The 18,528-nt window shown below is 43.5% G+C and carries 18 protein-coding genes; 7 read left to right on the top strand and 11 right to left on the bottom strand.

Annotated features, from left to right (window positions below; all coding sequences use genetic code 11):
* The first annotated feature begins 125 nt into the window (after positions 1-125).
* The 3 genes from BLS28_RS04475 (at position 126) to BLS28_RS04485 (ending at position 4,786) form a co-directional block, all read left to right on the top strand.
* Positions 126-2,624 carry a glycoside hydrolase family 9 protein gene (locus tag BLS28_RS04475; protein ID WP_091163095.1) on the top strand — a complete coding sequence of 833 codons (2,499 nt, stop codon included), beginning with the start codon at positions 126-128 and terminating at the stop codon, positions 2,622-2,624.
* Positions 2,625-2,628: 4 nt separating this feature from the next.
* Positions 2,629-4,215 carry an AGE family epimerase/isomerase gene (locus tag BLS28_RS04480; RefSeq protein ID WP_091163096.1) on the top strand — a complete coding sequence of 529 codons (1,587 nt, stop codon included), beginning with the start codon at positions 2,629-2,631 and terminating at the stop codon, positions 4,213-4,215.
* A gap of 205 nt (positions 4,216-4,420) precedes the next feature.
* The gene (locus BLS28_RS04485) at positions 4,421-4,786 is read left to right on the top strand and encodes a hypothetical protein (protein WP_091163097.1); all 366 of its coding nucleotides are present in this window, start codon (positions 4,421-4,423) and stop codon (positions 4,784-4,786) included.
* Positions 4,787-4,938: 152 nt separating this feature from the next.
* On the opposite strand, the gene BLS28_RS04490 is transcribed toward BLS28_RS04485, so the two are convergent.
* Both BLS28_RS04490 and BLS28_RS04495 read right to left on the bottom strand, forming a co-directional pair.
* Positions 4,939-5,358, bottom strand: coding sequence for an OsmC family peroxiredoxin (locus tag BLS28_RS04490; RefSeq protein WP_090523343.1), 420 nt, complete (start codon positions 5,356-5,358; stop codon positions 4,939-4,941).
* 152 nt (positions 5,359-5,510) lie between these two features.
* Positions 5,511-6,581, bottom strand: coding sequence for an NADH:flavin oxidoreductase/NADH oxidase (locus tag BLS28_RS04495; protein WP_091163098.1), 1,071 nt, complete (start codon positions 6,579-6,581; stop codon positions 5,511-5,513).
* A 204-nt stretch (positions 6,582-6,785) separates the two neighbouring features.
* On the opposite strand from BLS28_RS04495, the gene BLS28_RS04500 reads away from it, so the two are divergent.
* Complete coding sequence (locus tag BLS28_RS04500) at positions 6,786-7,322, top strand: GNAT family N-acetyltransferase (protein ID WP_091163099.1); 537 nt, start codon at positions 6,786-6,788, stop codon at positions 7,320-7,322.
* Between the two features lie 97 nt (positions 7,323-7,419).
* Positions 7,420-7,953 (top strand): tetratricopeptide repeat protein, encoded by a 534-nt coding sequence (locus BLS28_RS04505; RefSeq protein ID WP_091163100.1) that lies wholly within the window; start codon positions 7,420-7,422, stop codon positions 7,951-7,953.
* 155 nt (positions 7,954-8,108) lie between these two features.
* On the opposite strand, the gene BLS28_RS04510 is transcribed toward BLS28_RS04505, so the two are convergent.
* From BLS28_RS04510 to BLS28_RS04525, 4 genes are all read right to left on the bottom strand, one after another.
* The gene (locus BLS28_RS04510) at positions 8,109-8,996 is read right to left on the bottom strand and encodes an alpha/beta hydrolase (RefSeq protein ID WP_091163101.1); all 888 of its coding nucleotides are present in this window, start codon (positions 8,994-8,996) and stop codon (positions 8,109-8,111) included.
* 61 nt (positions 8,997-9,057) lie between these two features.
* Positions 9,058-9,942: an alpha/beta hydrolase gene (locus tag BLS28_RS04515; RefSeq protein ID WP_091163102.1), complete on the bottom strand. Its 885-nt coding sequence runs from the start codon at positions 9,940-9,942 to the stop codon at positions 9,058-9,060.
* An 18-nt stretch (positions 9,943-9,960) separates the two neighbouring features.
* On the bottom strand, positions 9,961-10,923 hold the full coding sequence (locus BLS28_RS04520) for an MBL fold metallo-hydrolase (RefSeq protein WP_091163103.1): 963 nt from the start codon (positions 10,921-10,923) through the stop codon (positions 9,961-9,963).
* 347 nt (positions 10,924-11,270) lie between these two features.
* Positions 11,271-12,365: an AI-2E family transporter gene (locus BLS28_RS04525; RefSeq protein WP_091163104.1), complete on the bottom strand. Its 1,095-nt coding sequence runs from the start codon at positions 12,363-12,365 to the stop codon at positions 11,271-11,273.
* 324 nt (positions 12,366-12,689) lie between these two features.
* On the opposite strand from BLS28_RS04525, the gene BLS28_RS30720 reads away from it, so the two are divergent.
* Complete coding sequence (locus BLS28_RS30720; RefSeq protein WP_167516215.1) at positions 12,690-12,866, top strand: DUF6496 domain-containing protein; 177 nt, start codon at positions 12,690-12,692, stop codon at positions 12,864-12,866.
* Positions 12,867-12,951: 85 nt separating this feature from the next.
* On the opposite strand, the gene BLS28_RS04530 is transcribed toward BLS28_RS30720, so the two are convergent.
* The 3 genes from BLS28_RS04530 to BLS28_RS04540 form a co-directional block, all read right to left on the bottom strand.
* Positions 12,952-13,923 (bottom strand): Gfo/Idh/MocA family protein, encoded by a 972-nt coding sequence (locus BLS28_RS04530; protein WP_091163105.1) that lies wholly within the window; start codon positions 13,921-13,923, stop codon positions 12,952-12,954.
* A 122-nt stretch (positions 13,924-14,045) separates the two neighbouring features.
* Positions 14,046-15,038, bottom strand: coding sequence for an L-glyceraldehyde 3-phosphate reductase (gene mgrA / locus BLS28_RS04535; RefSeq protein ID WP_091163106.1), 993 nt, complete (start codon positions 15,036-15,038; stop codon positions 14,046-14,048).
* 80 nt (positions 15,039-15,118) lie between these two features.
* Complete coding sequence (locus BLS28_RS04540) at positions 15,119-15,466, bottom strand: winged helix-turn-helix transcriptional regulator (RefSeq protein WP_091163107.1); 348 nt, start codon at positions 15,464-15,466, stop codon at positions 15,119-15,121.
* A 106-nt stretch (positions 15,467-15,572) separates the two neighbouring features.
* On the opposite strand from BLS28_RS04540, the gene BLS28_RS04545 reads away from it, so the two are divergent.
* Positions 15,573-16,064, top strand: coding sequence for a lipocalin-like domain-containing protein (locus BLS28_RS04545; protein WP_091163108.1), 492 nt, complete (start codon positions 15,573-15,575; stop codon positions 16,062-16,064).
* 135 nt (positions 16,065-16,199) lie between these two features.
* Here the strand turns inward: BLS28_RS04545 and BLS28_RS04550 are convergent, their stop codons facing one another.
* Both BLS28_RS04550 and BLS28_RS04555 read right to left on the bottom strand, forming a co-directional pair.
* Positions 16,200-17,552 (bottom strand): bifunctional folylpolyglutamate synthase/dihydrofolate synthase, encoded by a 1,353-nt coding sequence (locus BLS28_RS04550; RefSeq protein ID WP_256337341.1) that lies wholly within the window; start codon positions 17,550-17,552, stop codon positions 16,200-16,202.
* Between the two features lie 133 nt (positions 17,553-17,685).
* Entirely contained in the window at positions 17,686-18,504 is an 819-nt protein-coding gene (locus BLS28_RS04555) for an energy transducer TonB (protein ID WP_091163110.1), read from the bottom strand.
* Between the last annotated feature and the right edge of the window lie 24 nt (positions 18,505-18,528).

Raw genomic sequence — 18,528 nt, forward strand, 5'->3', positions numbered from 1 at the left:
ATCCCCGCTATTGTATAAAATCGGCAACAAAAGGTTAATATATCATTATACTGAGCCCTTGTCACAGAGGTATTTTTAGCCGTGCAAATATCTTGTTGCATATTACCGGTTAATCTATTATCCTGATGAGATCTAAATTTACCTTCACCGCGATTATTGCTGCCTGTTGTTTACTGCCCTGTTTTTTGTATGCACAGGTTAAGCCTGCTGCAAACTTAATGAAGCTTAACGCACAGGAATATCTTGAATATAATGGCATAAACGTAATGCTTGCCCATGATTTTTACCCTGAGGGGCACCAGGGTGGGGTAGGCATTATTCAAAACGGACAGCGTGTAGCTACCAATGGTGATATCAGGCTGGAGCCTACGCCGGGTCAATGGTCGCCTATACCCAAAGTAGGTAAGCGTGTGGTTAATAAAGCTACCGGCGAAGTAAGCGTACGTATGGAGTTCCCCAACCCTGATATGAACCGCCATGGTTTTAACCCTATTATCTATCCGGATCTGAATTTTGCTTATAATATTCGGGTGGTCCCTGCAGGAAAGGCGTTCAGGATCATTGTTGATTTGGATAAGCCATTGCCCGATAATTGGATAGGTAAAGTAGGTTTTAACCTGGAGTTATTCCCGGGGATTTTGTTTGGCAAATCTTATTACATGGATAAGCAATTTGGCATATTCCCTCAACAGGCCGACGGACAAACTTATATCGACAAAGAAGGTGAAACCCAGGTTATGCCCATGGCCGAAGGCAGAAAGCTCACTATTACGCCCGAAACCGATTTGCAGCGCATGACTATCGAAAACCTTTTGGGCGGCAGCCTGCAATTGTTAGATGGCCGGGCCAAGCATAACAATGGCTGGTTTGTAGTACGTTCGTTAGTGGCTAAAGGCGCGTCAAAAGATGCTGTAGAATGGTTGATAACTCCAAATGCTGTAGAGGGCTGGCAATCGCAACCGGTAGTGCAGGTATCGCAGGTAGGCTATCATCCCGCGCAGCAAAAAATTGCAGTAATTGAACTGGATAAAAATGATAAAAGAGTATTGCCGGTTTCGCTGATGAGGATAAATGAAAACGGCGGACTAATAACCGCTTTGAAAGCTACACCCACCATTTGGGGAGATTTTTTAAGGTATCATTACCTGCAATTTGATTTTACAAAGATCACCACACCGGGTATGTACTTGGTGAAATATGGCAATTATCAAACGGAGCCATTCCAGATCAGCACTGATGTATTTAGAAACGATGTATGGCAGCCAACGCTTTCATATTTCCTGCCTATACAGATGTGCCATATGCGTGTTAACGAAAAATACCGCGTATGGCATGGCTTATGCCATATGGATGATGCCCGAATGGCGCCGGTTGATTCCAACCATTTCGACGGCTATATTCAGGGGCATAGTACACTCAATAAATATAAACCGGGCGATAACGTGCCATTTCTCGACCGCGGTGCATGGCATGATGCCGGGGATTTTGACCTGCGGGTTGAATCGCAGGCAGAAACGGTACATGGGCTTACATTAGCTTATGAGGCTTTCGACGTAAGATATGATAACACAACTATCGACCAAAAGAACCACATCGTTGAAATTCACCAGCCCGATGGCAAGCCGGATATGCTGCAACAGATTGAGCACGGTTTATTAGCCATTACAGGAGGCTACCAGGCCTTGGGACGTTTTTACCGTGGAGTTATTGAGCCAACTATCAGGCAGTACACCATTTTGGGTGATGCCGCCAATATCACCGATAACACACCTTTTGTAACCAATGCTTCAAATATTAACCCTGTATTGAAAACTCCCGCGGCGGCTGATGACCGCTGGGTGTTTACGGAGGAAAACCCTGGCCGTTCGTTAGAAACAGCCGCCGCCTTGGCTGCTGCAAGCCGTGTAATGAAGGGATATAATGATACACTTGCTACGCAATGCCTGCAAATAGCACAGGAAGTTTGGAAAAACACACCTGACCAGACTTTGCGCCATCGGGTTGCTTTGGCGGTAGAATTACTCATCGCCACAAAAGATAAAACCTATGCCGATTACCTGGTAAACAATACCGATGCGATAGCCAATAGTATTGATAATACCGGCTGGCTGGTTGGCCGCACCATGGGGTTGATCAATGATGCAAATTATCATGATAAAATAACCGAAGCAGTAAAAAAACTATATGCTCAAATTCAGCAGCAGGGAACTAAAACCCCTTATGGAGTTCCGTATGAACCCAATATTTGGGGAGCGGGGTGGGGTATCCAGAATTTTGGTTATAAACAATACTTTTTATACTCCGGTTTTCCGTCTGTTTTTAGCGACACCTATATGCTGCACGCCATTGATTTTGTGCTGGGCTGCCATCCAGGTTATAATACAGCTTCGTTTGTATCGGGCGTAGGTTCAAAATCAATGACAACAGCCTACGGCTTTAACCGGGCCGACCGCTCATATATTCCCGGTGGTATTACCTCCGGCACGGCGCTTATCCGGCCTGATTTTCCCGAACTGCTTAACTGGCCTTACCTATGGCAACAGGGCGAATACGTTTTGGGCGGTGGCACAACCGACTACCTGTTTTTAGTTTTAGCGGCCGATCATGTTTTAAATAAAAAGTAAGCTTATGAAATTGAAGATCACTTTGCTATCGGCTTTAACCAGCGCCGTGTCGATTGTATTTGCCCAAAATAATCAGGGCGAAAAGCAAAAGATAGCCCATGAAATGCAAATATCCATGGTTGATGAACTGCTTAAGCCCTGGTACCCGGCCGCTATTGATACTGCCGATGGTGGCTTTTTAAGTGCTTTCACCTATGATTTCAAGCCAACAGGTTACCAGGATAAAATAATAGTGACCCAGGCACGCCACGTTTGGAGCAACAGCAAAGCCGCTGAACTTTTCCCCGCAAAAAAATATTATGTAGAGGGGGCCCGCCATGGCTATGAGTTTTTGCGGGATAAATTGTGGGATAAGCAATACGGGGGCTTTTACATTTTTACGGATAGACAAGGCAACCCCAAACAGGGTGGCTTTGCTCCTAAAGAAGCTTATGGTAATTCTTTTGCAATTTACGCGCTTGCAGCATATTACCAGGCCTCGGGCGATACCAGCGCATTAAATTTGGCTAAGCAATGTTTTTGGTGGTTGGAAAAACACGCTCACGATCCGGTTTATAAGGGGTACTATCAGCATATGCAGCGTGATGGAACACCAATTGTAAGGGATGCAACCATAAAATCTACTGCCGAAACGGGTTATAAAGATCAAAACTCATCCATCCATCTGCTGGAGGCGTTTACCGAATTATACAGCGTGTGGCCGAATGAATTGCTTAAAACCCGCCTGAAAGAAATGTTAATGCTGGTGCGTGATAAGATCACTAATGATAAGGGAAATCTTATCCTGTTTTTTCAACCCGATTGGACACCGGTATCTTACCACGATTCTACCCTTGCCGTTTATAAGCAGCATCATAGCCTTGACCATATTTCGTACGGACATAATGTAGAAACGGCTTATCTGATGCTCGAAGCTTCACATGCTTTAGGTATTGAAGGGGATGTCAAAACCTTGCAGGTGGGCAAAAAAATGGTTGATGATGCGTTGGATAATGGCTGGGATAATAAAGTGGGCGGTTTTTACGATGAGGGCTATTACTTTAAAGATAAGCCCGGACTTACCATTACTGAGGATACCAAGAACTGGTGGGCGCAGGCCGAAGGGCTCAACACGCTGCTCATTATGGCTGCCAGGTATCCGCAGGATAAGCACCAGTACTTTGAAAAGTTTAAAACCCTGTGGCAATACACGCAAACCTATCTCATTGACCATGAACACGGCGACTGGTACCAGGGCGGCATAGATAAACAACCACAGTATAAAACAGCTCTCAAAGGCCAGGTTTGGAAGGGAACTTACCATACTTTCCGCGCGCTGATGAACTGTATGATGCAACTTGACCCGGATAAAATACCACCCACCGCGCCAAAGCAGGTAATACTGGTTAAAGCTACCGGTACTTTAAAATGGCAGGCATCTAAGGATAATAAGCGGGTGCTGGGCTATAATATTTACAATAAAGGCAAACGGATAGGTTTTACGCCGTTAAATTATTTTGTGGTGGACAGGAGTTTGGGGGGTAAAGGCAAGTTAACAGTGAGAGCGGTTGATTTGGCGGGTAATCAGTCTGCTTTAAATAAAGCTTTTTAATTTAATAATTAACAGATTATGATAATGTTATTGTGAGTTGGTTAATGTTCAAATTTCTTGATCAGGTTTTTATTAGGGTGCACTTTTGCTTTTTGCTTTCAGCCTTCAGCTTTTGAAAGTGACTACGGTCATTTTTTTAACGCACCATGATCATGTTACAGGTAAACTGTATCAGCCATCTTTGTATCATTAAAAGATAACAATCATGGCAACTTTAAAAATAAATGCTCCTGAATGGACAGCTGCAAATACCAGTACCGTTAACACCGCTAATACTAAAGCCGGCAACAATACATGGAATAAGTTAATGGCCTTTGCCGATAGCCAGGCATCTAATAAAACAGTTTGGTTCATGTTTTCACTTGTTTCACAAGGTGTGCTCTTTTTACCTGTACCTGCTTTCCTGCTGTATTATTACAATGCTCCGATAATAGTACTGGTAGTAACTCTTGTGTTATTCTTTGCCAACATAATAGCCGGAATGGGCGGCTCCGGTATCCGTACACTGCTTGGTTTTTTCGCGTTCAGCGTTCTGGTCCATATTACCATGTTGCTTGTATTTATGCTGTAATATAGCTTATTGACCCCCTGATTTAATATGTGCTGAAAAGTCGCCGGTTTGCCGGCGGCTTTGTTGTTTTAAAAAGGAGTGGATAGGGGATGAGTCAACAAAAAGGGGATTGTGCACAGCACAATCCCCTTTTTGTATTTTGTAAAATGTAATTAAGCGTAAGTAACACTTAAAGTAATTGGTACGCTCAGTGCTTTTGAAATAATGCAGTTAGCTTTGGCGCCTTCGGCAATTTCTTTGAATTGTTCTTCAGAAACACCATCAATTGCCGATCCTTTTATTTCTAAATGGATGCCTGTAACTTCTAAAGCCTGCATATCAAGGTCAAGAATTGCATCGGTAGTTAAATCATTAGGAGTAAAGCCTGCCTGGGTTAAAGCAGCGCCAACGGCCATAGTAAAGCAGCCTGCATGAGCAGCAGCTAATAACTCTTCGGGGTTAGTACCGATGCCATCGGCAAAGCGGGTTTTAAATGAATACTGGGTTTTGTTTAATACAGTGCTCTGGGTAGTGATCTCTCCCTGGCCTGCCTGTAATGTACCGTTCCAATGGGCGTTTGCTGTACGTTTCATAGCGTGTGGTTTTTGTTTTTTGGTTATTTAGTCCATAGACCATAGTCTATAGTTTTATTATTATTTAATCCATAGGCATGGTCAATGGTCCATAATTTATAGTCTTAATAAGTGCAGCTTCTATGGACTATCGACCATAGACTATTGACCAATTAATGCCATTTAGCGCGTTCATACTGAACAGGCCATTTTATTTCCTCGCCAAGCTCATGTGCCGCGCGCAGGGCAAAATGTGGATCACGAAGCATTTCCCTTGCAAAAAACACAAGATCGGCGCGTTCGTTTTCTATAATTTCATTAGCCTGGTCCGATTTGGTGATCAAACCTACCGTACCTGTAAGTATACCGCTTTCTTTTTTAACTTTTTCGGCAAATTCAACTTGATAACCCGGTGTTAACGGGATTTTAACATTTGGTATGTTGCCGCCTGTTGAGCAGTCAATCAGATCAACACCTTTTCCTTTTAAAATATTGGCTAATGCAACAGAATCACCTGCCGTCCAGCCGCCTTCTACCCATTCGGTTGCCGAAATCCGTACAAACAGCAGGTTCTCTTCAGGCCAAACTTCCTTAACACTTTCAATTATTTCGAGGAGTAAACGAATGCGGTTTTCAAAACTTCCGCCATATTCATCTGTACGTTGGTTACTGAACGGTGAAAGAAATTGATTGATCAGGTATCCGTGTGCACCATGCAATTCTATCACTTGAAAACCGGCGTCAATGGCCCGTTTAGCAGCGGCTTTGAAATCGGCTTTTACTTTTTCAATGCCCGCTTTATCTAAAGCTATGGGTGGTTCTTCATTTTCAAAAAAAGAAATGGTACTTGCCGAAACACTTTGCCAGCCGTTTGGCTGATCGGCAGGGGCCTGTTTACCGCCGTTCCATGGTTCCTGGTGACTTGCCTTACGCCCTGCATGGGCCAGCTGTGTGCCCGGAACAGCGCCCTGAGCCTTTATAAAATCAGTGATCTGTTTTAGTTTTTCAACATGTTCGTCTTTATATAAACCCAGATCGGCGAAGGTAATGCGGCCTTCGGGTGATACCGCGGCGGCTTCGGTGATAATTAACCCGGCACCGCCTGTAGCAAAGCTACCAAGGTGTACCAGGTGCCAGTCGTTGGCAAAACCATCCTGGCTTGAATACTCGCACATAGGCGATACTACGATGCGGTTTTTTAGTTCGATGTTTTTTATTTTAAGGGGAGAGAATAGTGTAGACATGTTTTTTGTTTTTGCAAATATGCGTACTAACAAGCAGTGTGTATGTACTGTTTTTGTAAAATGATATTGCAGTGAGAGGAAAGAGGCGTTTTGTGCCAGGCGTAATTGTCCGAATCAGAATTACAGAATTATTCAATTTTCAGAATAAGGTCATTCTTTAATAGCGCAGGTTGTGCTATTTACTAAAACGTTACATTTACCGCCATGTTTACCATTACTGCACGCCTGGCAACTTTTAATGATATCCCCGAATTGCAGCGGCTGATCGCTCTTTCTGTTCGTGGATTAAGCACTAATTATTATAATCAGCAGCAAATTGAAAGTGCTATTAAGTACATTTTTGGAGTGGATACTCAATTGGTTACCGATGGTACTTATTATGTAGCCGGAATAGACGGCGTTACCGTAGGCTGTGGCGGCTGGAGCAAACGCAATACTCTTTACGGTGGCGATCAGCATAAAGAAATTGAAGACCCATTGCTTGATCCCAATCATGATGCTGCCAGGATCAGGGCTTTCTTTGTTCATCCGGATTATGCCCGGAGGGGTATAGGTAGTTATATCATAAAGGTTTGCGAAACTGCTGCACAAAACAACGGCTTTAAAAGCCTGCAATTAGGGGCCACATTACCCGGTGTGCCGCTTTACGAAGCTATGGGGTACAAAGCCATAGAAAATATTGATCAGCCGATGCCCGATGGGGTAATATTGCCTTTGGTTAAGATGTTTAAGGTTTTATAGGCGTGGGTTTCATATTAAACCCTCCGTTTCAGCGTTATAGCTTTGAACCAAGCCCGCAATCATGTCCAGGAAAATATTGACGGTAATAATCTTATTAATGGCTGTTACCTTAACACAGGCGCAAACTGTTGAAGATACCTACAACAAATACCTCGACTTTAACCTGGCACGTTTACAGGGAGAGCAGGATAAGGCAATGGACTTTTCCCGGCAAATTATGCAGGATACGGCCAGGCTATCAGTCAAAGTAAAGATCAATTTTTTCAATTCACTGGCCAGGCTTTATGAAGATGATAATCAAAGTGTAAATGCGATACCCTTATACGAGCGCGTAGTTGCTGCCGAACCTGATTATTATGTGGCCCACCGGGCTTTGGGGTACTTGTATCTCAAAAATATCTCCGATGCTGATAAACCTTTAAATAGCCCATCTACAGATGCCGAATACGTTAAGGCTGTAAAAAAAGCCCTGCCTCAATTGGAGAAGGCGCAGGCCTGCGATGCTGACGACAATACTTTAGCCCTGATTAAAACGCTTTATAAAAACATAGGTGATGATGCCGGGTTGACTGGACTGAATAACCGGTTAAAGATTTTGAAAGGAAAGTGTGAGGATATTTTGGGTGATTAATACAATATATATCAATAGAGAGGAGCTTGCCGGGATAGTGCCATAGGCGCGACGTGGAAATCTCTTCGCTTGTAAAGGTGTTATGTTTTGAAGTATCTGTATAGCAAGCGATTGCCACGCTATCGCTTGCTATGACAAGGTTTGGTTAGCGCACCCTACTTTTGCCTAAAGCTATCACCAATAAACGCTAATGCATCGGTGATGCCGGTGCGCCAGTAGGTCCAGTTGTGGGCTCCGTCGCGGATGCGGAATTCATGTGGCACTTTCTTTTCTGTAAGGGCTATATGCAGCAGGATGTTCCCTTTGCTTAGCGCGTCATCATCACCGCAATCTATCCAGTAGCGCACATTTTTCAGATCATCGGTTGTTTTGCTTTGTACCAATCCCATTATGGAGTTAGCCTGCCAGGTAGCATTAAGGCGTTCTTTTCCTTTAAGATCGGGGCCAAATACCTTGCTATATACATCCTTCCAGCGCTCGTCGGGTATCGCCATAAAATCATCATCGCCACGTACCGCAGCACTCAAAGCCGCTGCTGCCGAGAACATATCGGGATGTTTAAGGCTATATACCAATGTGCCAAATCCTCCCATGGATAAGCCCGCCACGCCGCGGTATTGTTTAGTACCTTTTATACGGTATTCTTTTTCGATAGATGGTATAAACTCCTTGAAAAAGAAGTCCTCATAGTTTAGTTTCTCCTTGTATGCATTGATAAAGAAGCTTGTGCCCCCGTCGGGCATTACAATGATCATCGGTGGAATGGTACCATCGGCAATAGCTTTATCGGCATAGCGGTTAACTTCACCAAATTGCAGCCAGCCGGTATGGTCATCCCCATAACCATGCAACAGGTATACTACGGGGTAGGTCCGGTTTGATGTTTCATAATCAGCAGGGAGGTATACTGTGTATTTTACATTATGATTTAAAATATCGCTTTTTATATATTGCTCTTCAATCACCTTGCCGGTAGTTTGCGCAAATACATTTGCCGAAATCAGCAATAAACAAACCAGCAAAATCCTTTTTATAATACTCATATTCTAATTGATTCAATTAATCGTCATTTACACATCCGCATATCTGAAAACAGCGCATCTGCTACTTTTGCCTGAAACTATCACCAATAAATTGCAGTGCGTTGGTGATCCCTGTACGCCAGTAGGTCCAGGTGTGGGCGCCATCGCGCATGCGAAATTCATGCGGTACATTTTTTTCGGTAAGGGCAATATGCAACAGGCAGTTGCCTTTGCTCAGAAAGTCGTCGTCGCCGCAATCTATCCAGTATCTTACAGATTTTAACTCATCGGTAGTTTTGGTTTGCACCAGGTTTAAAACCGAATTACTTTGCCAGGCATTGTTAACCCTGTCTTTCCCCTTTAAGCCCCGGCCGTAAAGCTGTGCAAATATTCTTTCATAAGTATCATCAGGAGTGCTTACGAGCTGATCGTCAGGAAATACAGCGGCACTTAAGGCCGCACCGGCTGCAAACAGATCGGGATGTTTAAGTGTATAGATCAGTGTTCCGTAACCGCCCATCGAAAGCCCTGCAATGCCCCGGTATTTTTTTTCGGCCTTGATGCGCAACGCTTTTTCAATATGAGGCATAAACTCTTTGATGAAAAAGTCTTCATATTTTTCCTTACTGTCATAAGAGTTGATGTACCAGCTCGAATCGGCATTTGGCATTACAATGATCATCGGCGGGATAGTGCCATCGCTAATAGCTTTATCGGCATAGCGGTTAACTTCGCCAAATTGCAGCCAGCCGGTATGGTCGTCGGTATAGCCGTGCAGGAGGTAAACTACAGGGTAGGTGCGGTTGGCCGTTTCATAATCCGGAGGTAGATAAACTGCGTAGTTTACATTGCGCTTTAAAATTTTGCTTTTGAGGTTTTGCTCTTCAAGCACCTTGCCCTGCTGTGCAAATAAATTGAAGCCGCTTACCAGTAGCAGGAATAAAAAAACGGGTTTAAGTATTTTCATAGTGTGGATGTTTCAGGTTTAAAAATCAAGGGCCTTTCCCTGCTGAGGATATACCAGGTTTAGGTTCAGTTTATTGGCAGCTTTTAACTGAGTTTTGATTTTGCTGATACTTGTCATTGGCGGCTTTAAATGAGTTATTACAATGTTTAAGCCTTTTATAGCATCTGTGCCGGTAAACGAAGCCAGTTTATCCATCTCGGCCATTAACCATTTTGGCGTAAGGTGACCAAACAATGTTTTATCCGGCTGCTCATTAGGGAAAGATACCTCTATTAAAATAGCCTTTAATTTTTTGCTTTTTATCAGCGGAGCAGCGGCCTGCCACAGGTTTTGCATGTTGTTGCTTTTTTCTATCTCGTCGGGGCCTGTATCACCTAAATAAAGCAAATAATTGTTATTGCTATTAACCAAAAAAGCAGTACTGGTTAAATTGGAATGACTGAGCGGGAAAGCCCGGACCTTAAGCTCGGTATTTTCGATAGCTGTTTCGGTACCGGGTTCCAGTACTTTATAGTGATATTTTTTCAGTGCCGGTGTTTCACCCTGGTCGGCAAAATTGGCCCAGCTTTTCCATGTAAAATAGTGCGTCTTTATCGTTTCAATACAATCATTAAGTGCATAGATGTTTTTGGTGCTGTCCTCGGGCGAATTAATAATGAGCCCGGCAATATGGTCAAGATGTGGATGGGATATAAAATAGCCTTTAATATACTGCCTGAGCACAGCATTGCCGGGTACATTAAAGCTTTTACACGTTACAGCTTTTTCAATGCCATAATGGATTGTGCCTGCATCAAGGCAGATGTAATTATTACTGCCTTTGGGTGCAAGCATATAAGCCGATAAGTTACTTTCATCAATACCCCCTAGCACACCTAAAGGTACCAGCCTGAAAGTTGAGGTCTTTGGAGTTTGAGCAACCAAAATTACAGGAAAAAGGAAAATATATAAAAATGGCAGTAATTTATACTTGAGGTTCATTTCAGGCAGATTTAGCTTTAGTATGCTACGCTACTAAATTAAGGATATGCATAAATAATTAAAGTAAAATGCCGCCTGTTTTTATGAACAGTCACATTACATAACGCGTTTTAAGGCATCGTTCACAAAAAAATTTGCGAACAGGAAGCCAAAACAGGGTGATTTTTAATAACAGGCCGCGCTTACGCCTGGTTTTTAAAGGCTCATTACATTTTTTACACCTGTAAATAGTGCGTGGCGTATATCTTACAATTTCCATTGTTAGGGGGAGCAACAGTTTCTGCAAAATTAAAGTTCAGTGTATTTAAACGAAAGGTTACAGGTTTGGGTTTGCCTTTTTTGAGAATTTATTCTGTTTTCATGGTCTTCGCAGCAGGTTTTTTATATTCATAATCGCCACCTAACAGATACCCCCACGGTTTAAGTGTTTCAATGCGGTCAAATATGATCTTGAATATGGCAATAACAGGAATAGAAAGGAACATACCCGAAAGGCCCCAGATCATTTCGCCTAAAATAATGCCTATAAAAGAGATGAGAGCATTGAGCCTAACCTTTGAACCAACTATAGTGGGCAGCAAAAAATTAGCATCAACTGCGTGAATGCCTATAACACTAACAGCCACCGCTACAGTGTTGCTGATACTGCCTGTAGCAAAAGTTATAACAGTACTTAAAAGCAAGGCAGTGAAGATCCCGATGTATGGAATAATATTGAAAAGACCGACTATAATGCCCAGCAAAGCGGCATATTTTATACCTATCATCCAAAAAACAGTAATGGCTACGCCGGCAACTATTACCATCTCCAGCAGCAGGCCTAAAATGTATTGCCTCAAAATGCTTTGAATATTTTCAACGATATCCATTACTACATGCTCGTTTTCGTCCCTGAAAACCCATACTATAAAACGAATGAGCAAACGCCTGTATAACAGTATAAAAAAGGTGAAGATCATGATGAACACATAAAACAGCATGATTGATGAGATGGCCCCAAAAGTAGTGCCTAGTACATCAGTGCCCGACTCCATGAGTTTTTTGGCGGTGTCATCAACATAGGCCATTTGTTTGGCGGCGTTAACATGAAACGCATGTTGGATCCATTCCTGCAGGTCCCGTATGGATTGCGTAACCTGTTTTTTAAGCATTGGCCAGTCGTTAGCCATGTTTGAGATCTGTGACCCTACCAGGTAGAGGATCCCCCCAACAACACCAACCAATAATAATATAGAAACCAGCGATGCCATGCTGCGGGGTAATCTCAGCTTATTTTCCAGAAAATTACAAACGGGAAGCAACAGTATGGCGAAAATAAAACCAAAGATCATGGGATCAAGCAGATCCTTACCCATAATAATCAGGTAACCCAGGGCCATAAAACCAATAAGTACTAAAGCAAGACGTTCGTAAAATGGAGCGATGAGTTTTTTTGTTGGCATATGGGGCAAATGTAGAGGTATTTATGAAGGTTTAACACGTAATTATTTCAGAAGTTTGAAGATAAGTAATAATCGGGAACAGACCCGGTGAAAAATGCGAAAGGTTTAAATCATGCCGGATTGAGCAGCAGTTGCAGTTTTAAGTAGCAACAGGAACAGTTTGGTGTACTTGCTATTACAGTCGTTAACTCTACCTATACAGCAACTGCCACTCAGTAACTGCTACTAAAATTGTCGCTGCTACTATTAAAAAACTACTGCTGATTTTATGTTTTGGCAAATATTTTGCATTGTAATATTATCATTTACTTAAAAAGTAACATTATGGCAAAGTATTCAGAAAAAGCCGGAGAGAAGGTTGAGAAAACCATGCACGAAATGAAGGAAGGCAAGCTGAAAAGCGGCAGCGGCAAAAAAGTAACCAGCAAAAAGCAGGCAGTAGCTATAGGCCTTTCAGAAGCGCGAAAAGAAGGCGCCAAAGTGCCGAAGAAGAAAAGTTAATAGATTATAACCGGAAAAATTTCGGCACCTGTCGAAGTTTGATGAATTTAAACATCATGCTTCGACAGGTTTTGGCCTGATCCTTTTACTTTTTTAATGTAAACGCGTCGATGATATCCATCAGCGTCACAGCTTCATCAATGGAGCAGGGGTTGGGCCCTTCGCCATTAAAGTAAGCTACTATTTTGGATATGAAAGGCTGCTGGATATGCTCGGGATGAGTGAAAGTTATGGTGTCTTCTTCACTATCAGTTTTCCAATTGATGTAATTGCCAAAAAACGGGAAGATGATTTTTCCTTTTGTGCCTATGATCTCGCAGGTATCGGTGGTTTCACTTTCGGCTACATTAAAACACCAGGAACCGTTAACCACTACCTTGTTTTTAAATAGGATCTGCCCGCAAACATGATCGTCGGCAGGCGTTGAGTTTGATTGATTGAGCGAAAAACCATGATACATTTCAGGCTCGCCGAAATAATACAGCATCAAATCGAGCTGATGCGGGGCAAGATCATGGAAGTAGCCGCCGCCTGATAATTCGGGCTGTACACGCCAGTTGGTTTCCACGTCGGCAATCAAAGTTGGTTTGCGGCTTTGCCACATCCTGATCTGCACGGTACGGATCTCGCCAATCAACTGCGTGTCAATTAATTCTTTAACCTTTAAAAACATAGGTAAAGCCCGGCGGTAATGGGCAACCGTAAGTTTTGAACTGCTTTCCTTTACCGCCTCCGCCATAGCCCTTGCTTCGGCCGAATTACGGGTGACCGGTTTCTCGACATAAACGTTTAACCCTTTTTTTAATGCGGTAAGTGCATAATCGAGATGGGACGCGGGAGGGGTGGCTATGTAGATCGCGTTTAATTCCTGGTCGTTCAGTAATTCACTGGCATCGCTGTACCATTTGCCTACGCCATGGCGTGCAGCATAATCGGCCGCTTTTTCTGCATCGCGGCGCATAACTGCCACAAGGTTACTTCCCGCCACTTTTTTAAATGCAGGCCCGCTCTTTTTTTCAGTTACGTTGCCGCAACCTATAATACCCCAGTTTATCATTGTTAGCCCCTCTAAATCTCCCCTAAAGGGGAGACTTTAATTTTTATTTAAGGAAAGATATTAAAATTACTTGTCGAAAAGAATAGAAATTGGCGCTCCACCATAGTTCCCCCTTTAGGGGGTTAGGGGGCCAAAATTTCTTCTATCCTTGCTAACTCCTCTGCCGAAAACCGCAGGTTATCCAAAGCTTTTAATGAATCGGATAATTGTTCGGGCCTGCTTGCGCCTATCAATACAGATGTTACGCGCTCATCTTTCAGGATCCAGGCCAGTGCCATTTGGGCCAGCGACTGTCCCCGTTGTATTGCCAAACTGTTTAAATCCCTGATCTGGTTCAGGCGTTCGTCGGTGATGTGACTTTTTTGAAGGAAACCGGTCGGTCGGGCAGCCCTTGAATCTTCGGGGATGCCATGAAGGTATTTATCCGTCAATAAACCTTGCGCCAGTGGTGAAAAGGGGATACAGCCTACGCCTTCGTTACCTAAAACATTCAGCAAACCGCCTTCAACCCAGCGCTCAAACATGGAGTATTTAGGCTGATGGATAAGGCACGGTGTGCCAAGCTCTTTGAGTATTTTGATAGCTTTCGAAGCCAGTTCGGCAGGGTAGTTGGAAACACCAACATACAAAGCTTTTCCCTGGCGAACAATGAGGTCCAACGTAGCCATGGTTTCCTCAAGCGGCGTGTTTGGATCGGGGCGATGGTGGTAAAAGATATCCACATAATCAAGCCCCATGCGTTTAAGGCTTTGATCAAGACTGGCTACCAGGTATTTTTTTGAACCCCAGTCACCATACGGGCCCGACCACATGGTGTAACCGGCTTTACTTGATATAATAAGTTCGTCGCGGTAATCGCGGAAATCTTCCTTCAGGATCTTTCCAAAATTCTCTTCGGCTGAGCCGGGAGGCGGCCCATAGTTGTTGGCCAGGTCAAAATGGGTGATGCCGCTGTCGAAAGCGAGATGTAATATTTTGCGGTAATTATCGGCAACGTCAACATGACCGAAATTATGCCAAAGGCCTAATGAAATAGCCGGAAGCTTGATGCCACTGTTACCGCAGCGGCGATATTGCATTGTTTGATACCTATCGGCAGATGCTATATATGTCATATTTTTAGGTGAGGATCGGGCCGTAAAAATAGAACTTTAGGTAGATTAATAAAGGTATTTTTGACTTTACTGAAATTAAATTATGGCATGGCTACTATATCATTAACCTGCATCTGATGTTTGGCCCAATCGCGGAGTAACTGTAAAAAAGGAAGTAATTCCCGGCCTGTATTGGTAAGGGTATATTCAACCTTTGGAGGTACTTCAACATGCACCTGCCGAACGATGAGGCAATCATCTTCCAGCTCACGCAGGGCCTGGGTAAGCATTTTAGAGGTTACTCCTGTTACAGTGCGCCGTAACTCGCCATAACGCATGGTGCCATTGCGTAAACGCCACAGGATGCGACCTTTATATTTGCCGCCTATCCGCTGAAAAGCGTAGTCGATACCGCATCTTGGAGCCTCGTGTTTTGATTTTTTATCCATCAATTAAAAATAATATAACTGATTTACAGCATGGTAACTTTTTAGTAATCAGGCTACTTTTTTGTGCCTTATTGTTAATGGAATATAGCAAATATAACTTTGCTGCATGAAATATAAATTGCTTTTCATTCTAATATTGTTCACTACGTGTGCAGCATTGGCACAGAACAAACCCTCTGGTCATAATTTGACCGGAACCTATGAATTGGTAACAGTTGATAATATTGCCGCCGACGGCAGCCGCACCCATCTTTACGGGGATTCGCCGAAGGGGACCCTTATAGTTGACGCTATGGGGCATTACGCTTTACAGATCTACAGTGAAGGCCGGCTAAAATTTGCATCGGGTGATAAAGCTAAGGGTACCGATGATGAGAACAGAGCCGCGATAAAAGGATGTAATGCTCATTACGGTACCTATAAAGTTGAAGGGAATAATATCATTTTCAATATCGAACATGCATCGTTCCCAAACTGGGAGGGCACACAGCAAAAACGCCCCTTTACAATTTCGGGCGATATTTTTAAGTACACTGTACCTGCGCCAACTACCGGAGGAGCGGTAATGGGAGAGGTGGTTTGGAAGAAACTGTCTTAATCAGAATTTACAGGATTTAAGAATTAACAGCATGTTTTACTTCAAGCCCAGATTTTACAGGATTTGAATTAGCAGAAAACCTTGCCAATTCCTATATCAAAATTTTGCAAATCCTAAAATTCTGTAAATTCTGATTCAGACAACTTCAGCCACCACAAAAGTGCTGCCGCCTACAAAAACAAGATCATCATTAGCTGCATTTTTTTGTGCCGATAACAATGCCTCTTTTACAGAAAGGTAGGCTTCACCAATTAAACCATGAGCCCCCGCCTGTGCTTTCATGCTTTCAGCGTCCAGGCCTCTTGGAATGTCTGGTTTGCAGAAATAATAAGTAGCATCTTTAGGCAGCAGCGATAACACTTTGCCGGTGTCTTTATCATTTACCATCCCGATAACCATGTGCAGATGATTGTATTTAACAGATGCGATATTTTTCAATACTTCCTCTATGCCATCTGGGTTATGCCCGGTGTCGCAAATAGTAAGGGGATTTTTACTTAAGGTTTCCCAGCGGCCATGTAAGCCGGTGAGATTTTTGACTTGCTTTAAGGCTGTGTCGAGATGCTCATCGGTAATTGCAAAGCCTTGCTCGCGTAATTCATCAACGGCGGATAAAACGGTTTTTACATTTTTAAGCTGATAGCTACCTGTTAGGTCGAGTCCGAAAGTCCGAAAGTCCGAAAGTCCGGAAGAGGTATGGCCCAATGGGTTTCGTTTTGCACTAATTTTAAGTAGCCCTTCGTTTTCTTTCCGACTTTCGGACTTCCCGGCTTCCGGACTTGAAATCGTCCACTCTCCTGATGCAAACCGAATGTTGCTGTTAGTTTGCGCAGCTTTATCGATAAACACGTTTGATACCTCCGGTTGTTGTTCACCAATGATTACCGGGATGCCCGGTTTGATGATGCCTGCCTTTTCGCCGGCTATAAGTTGCAGGGTATCGCCAAGCATGTTCATGTGATCCCAACCTATATTGGTAATTACCGAGAGCAGCGGAGTGATCACATTCGTTGAATCCAGCCGACCGCCCAAACCTACCTCTATAACGGCGATATCCACCTTTTCTTTGGCGAAAACATCAAAGGCAAGAGCAACGGTCATCTCAAAAAAGGAGGGGACTATTTCATCAAAATCGGCCCTGTGATCTTCAACAAAGTCAACTACCGTTTGCTCGCTGATCATTTGTCCGTTAATGCGGATCCGCTCGCGAAAATCTTTGAGATGGGGTGAGGTATAGAGCCCTGTTTTGTAACCGGCAGTTTGTAAAATAGCGGCCAGCATGTGCGATGTTGATCCTTTGCCATTAGTGCCGCCTACGTGCACACTTCTAAATTTATGCTGAGGATTATCCAACCGCCTGCAAAGCCCGAGCGTATTGGTAAGGTCTTTCTTAAATGCCGAAGCCCCGTCCCGTGTAAACATGGGAAGCTGGGTATAGAGGTATTGGAGGGTTTGATTATAGTCCATAGTCCATGGTCCATAGTCCATAGTTGATGGTCAATGGATTTTACCGCAAACTTATGGTTTATGCGTCATAGTGCATAATCATGGTCGATCCAATTTACCGTAGGTTAACAGATAAATGCTATGGTCTATCATCCATCGACTATGAACTAAGAAATCAATTTACCTTAAACACAAAAACAACGGTACCCTGTTGCTGATCGGGGGCATTATCAAGCGGGTTGAGTTTGGAATTTTTTACAGCATCTTCGCATTTTTGAAGCAAGCCGGCATCTGATATGGTGGTACCACGGGCACCAGCACGGGCATACGTAACGTTGCCATCTTTATCAACCCTGATATCAACTACAATTTTACCGCTTTGACGGTTGTCATCACTTACAGAGGGTCGGCTCACAAAGTTACGCTGTGCCATATTCAGGCTACCGCCATTGCCGGATCCTGTTCCATTATAGTTATTGGTGAGTGTAGTACCCGTAGTTTTACCCTGGTTGCCCGGAGTTTTGCCTGTGCCATCGCCTTCACCGGTACCGGTTGATGCTTTGCCTCTGTACAAAGCATTTTGGTTAACGGTAGGTTTTGCCGGCGGTGTTTTTACCGGTGGAGTAGGGGCAACATTTTGACTTGGTTTTTTAGTAGGCGCGGCCACTTCTGGGGCATCCTCGTTATTTTGGGTAACTACCGTTTTTTCGCTGCTTTCGGGCGTTGGTTTTTCTTCGGTGGGTTTACTTTCGGTAACTTTATCCGGCTTAGTATGATTGGCTTTTTCCGCTACCGAAGGTTCTTCGGTGCTCATGTAATCATCGCCCATACCTTCATCAACCGTACCGTAGTTTACCAATATGCCGCCTGTTCCGTTCTCTTCAACCGGCGGATTTTTGAATACTATAAAATAACATGCCGCTATCAGCACAGCCATAATAATGCCTGTTGCTATAAATGCTTTCGGATAGTTATTTTCTTCCCTGTACTCCATTTTTATAATTAGTGCAATTTTTTA

This window comes from Mucilaginibacter gossypii, from assembly GCF_900100945.1.
GTDB classification, from domain to species: Bacteria; Bacteroidota; Bacteroidia; order Sphingobacteriales; family Sphingobacteriaceae; genus Mucilaginibacter; species Mucilaginibacter gossypii.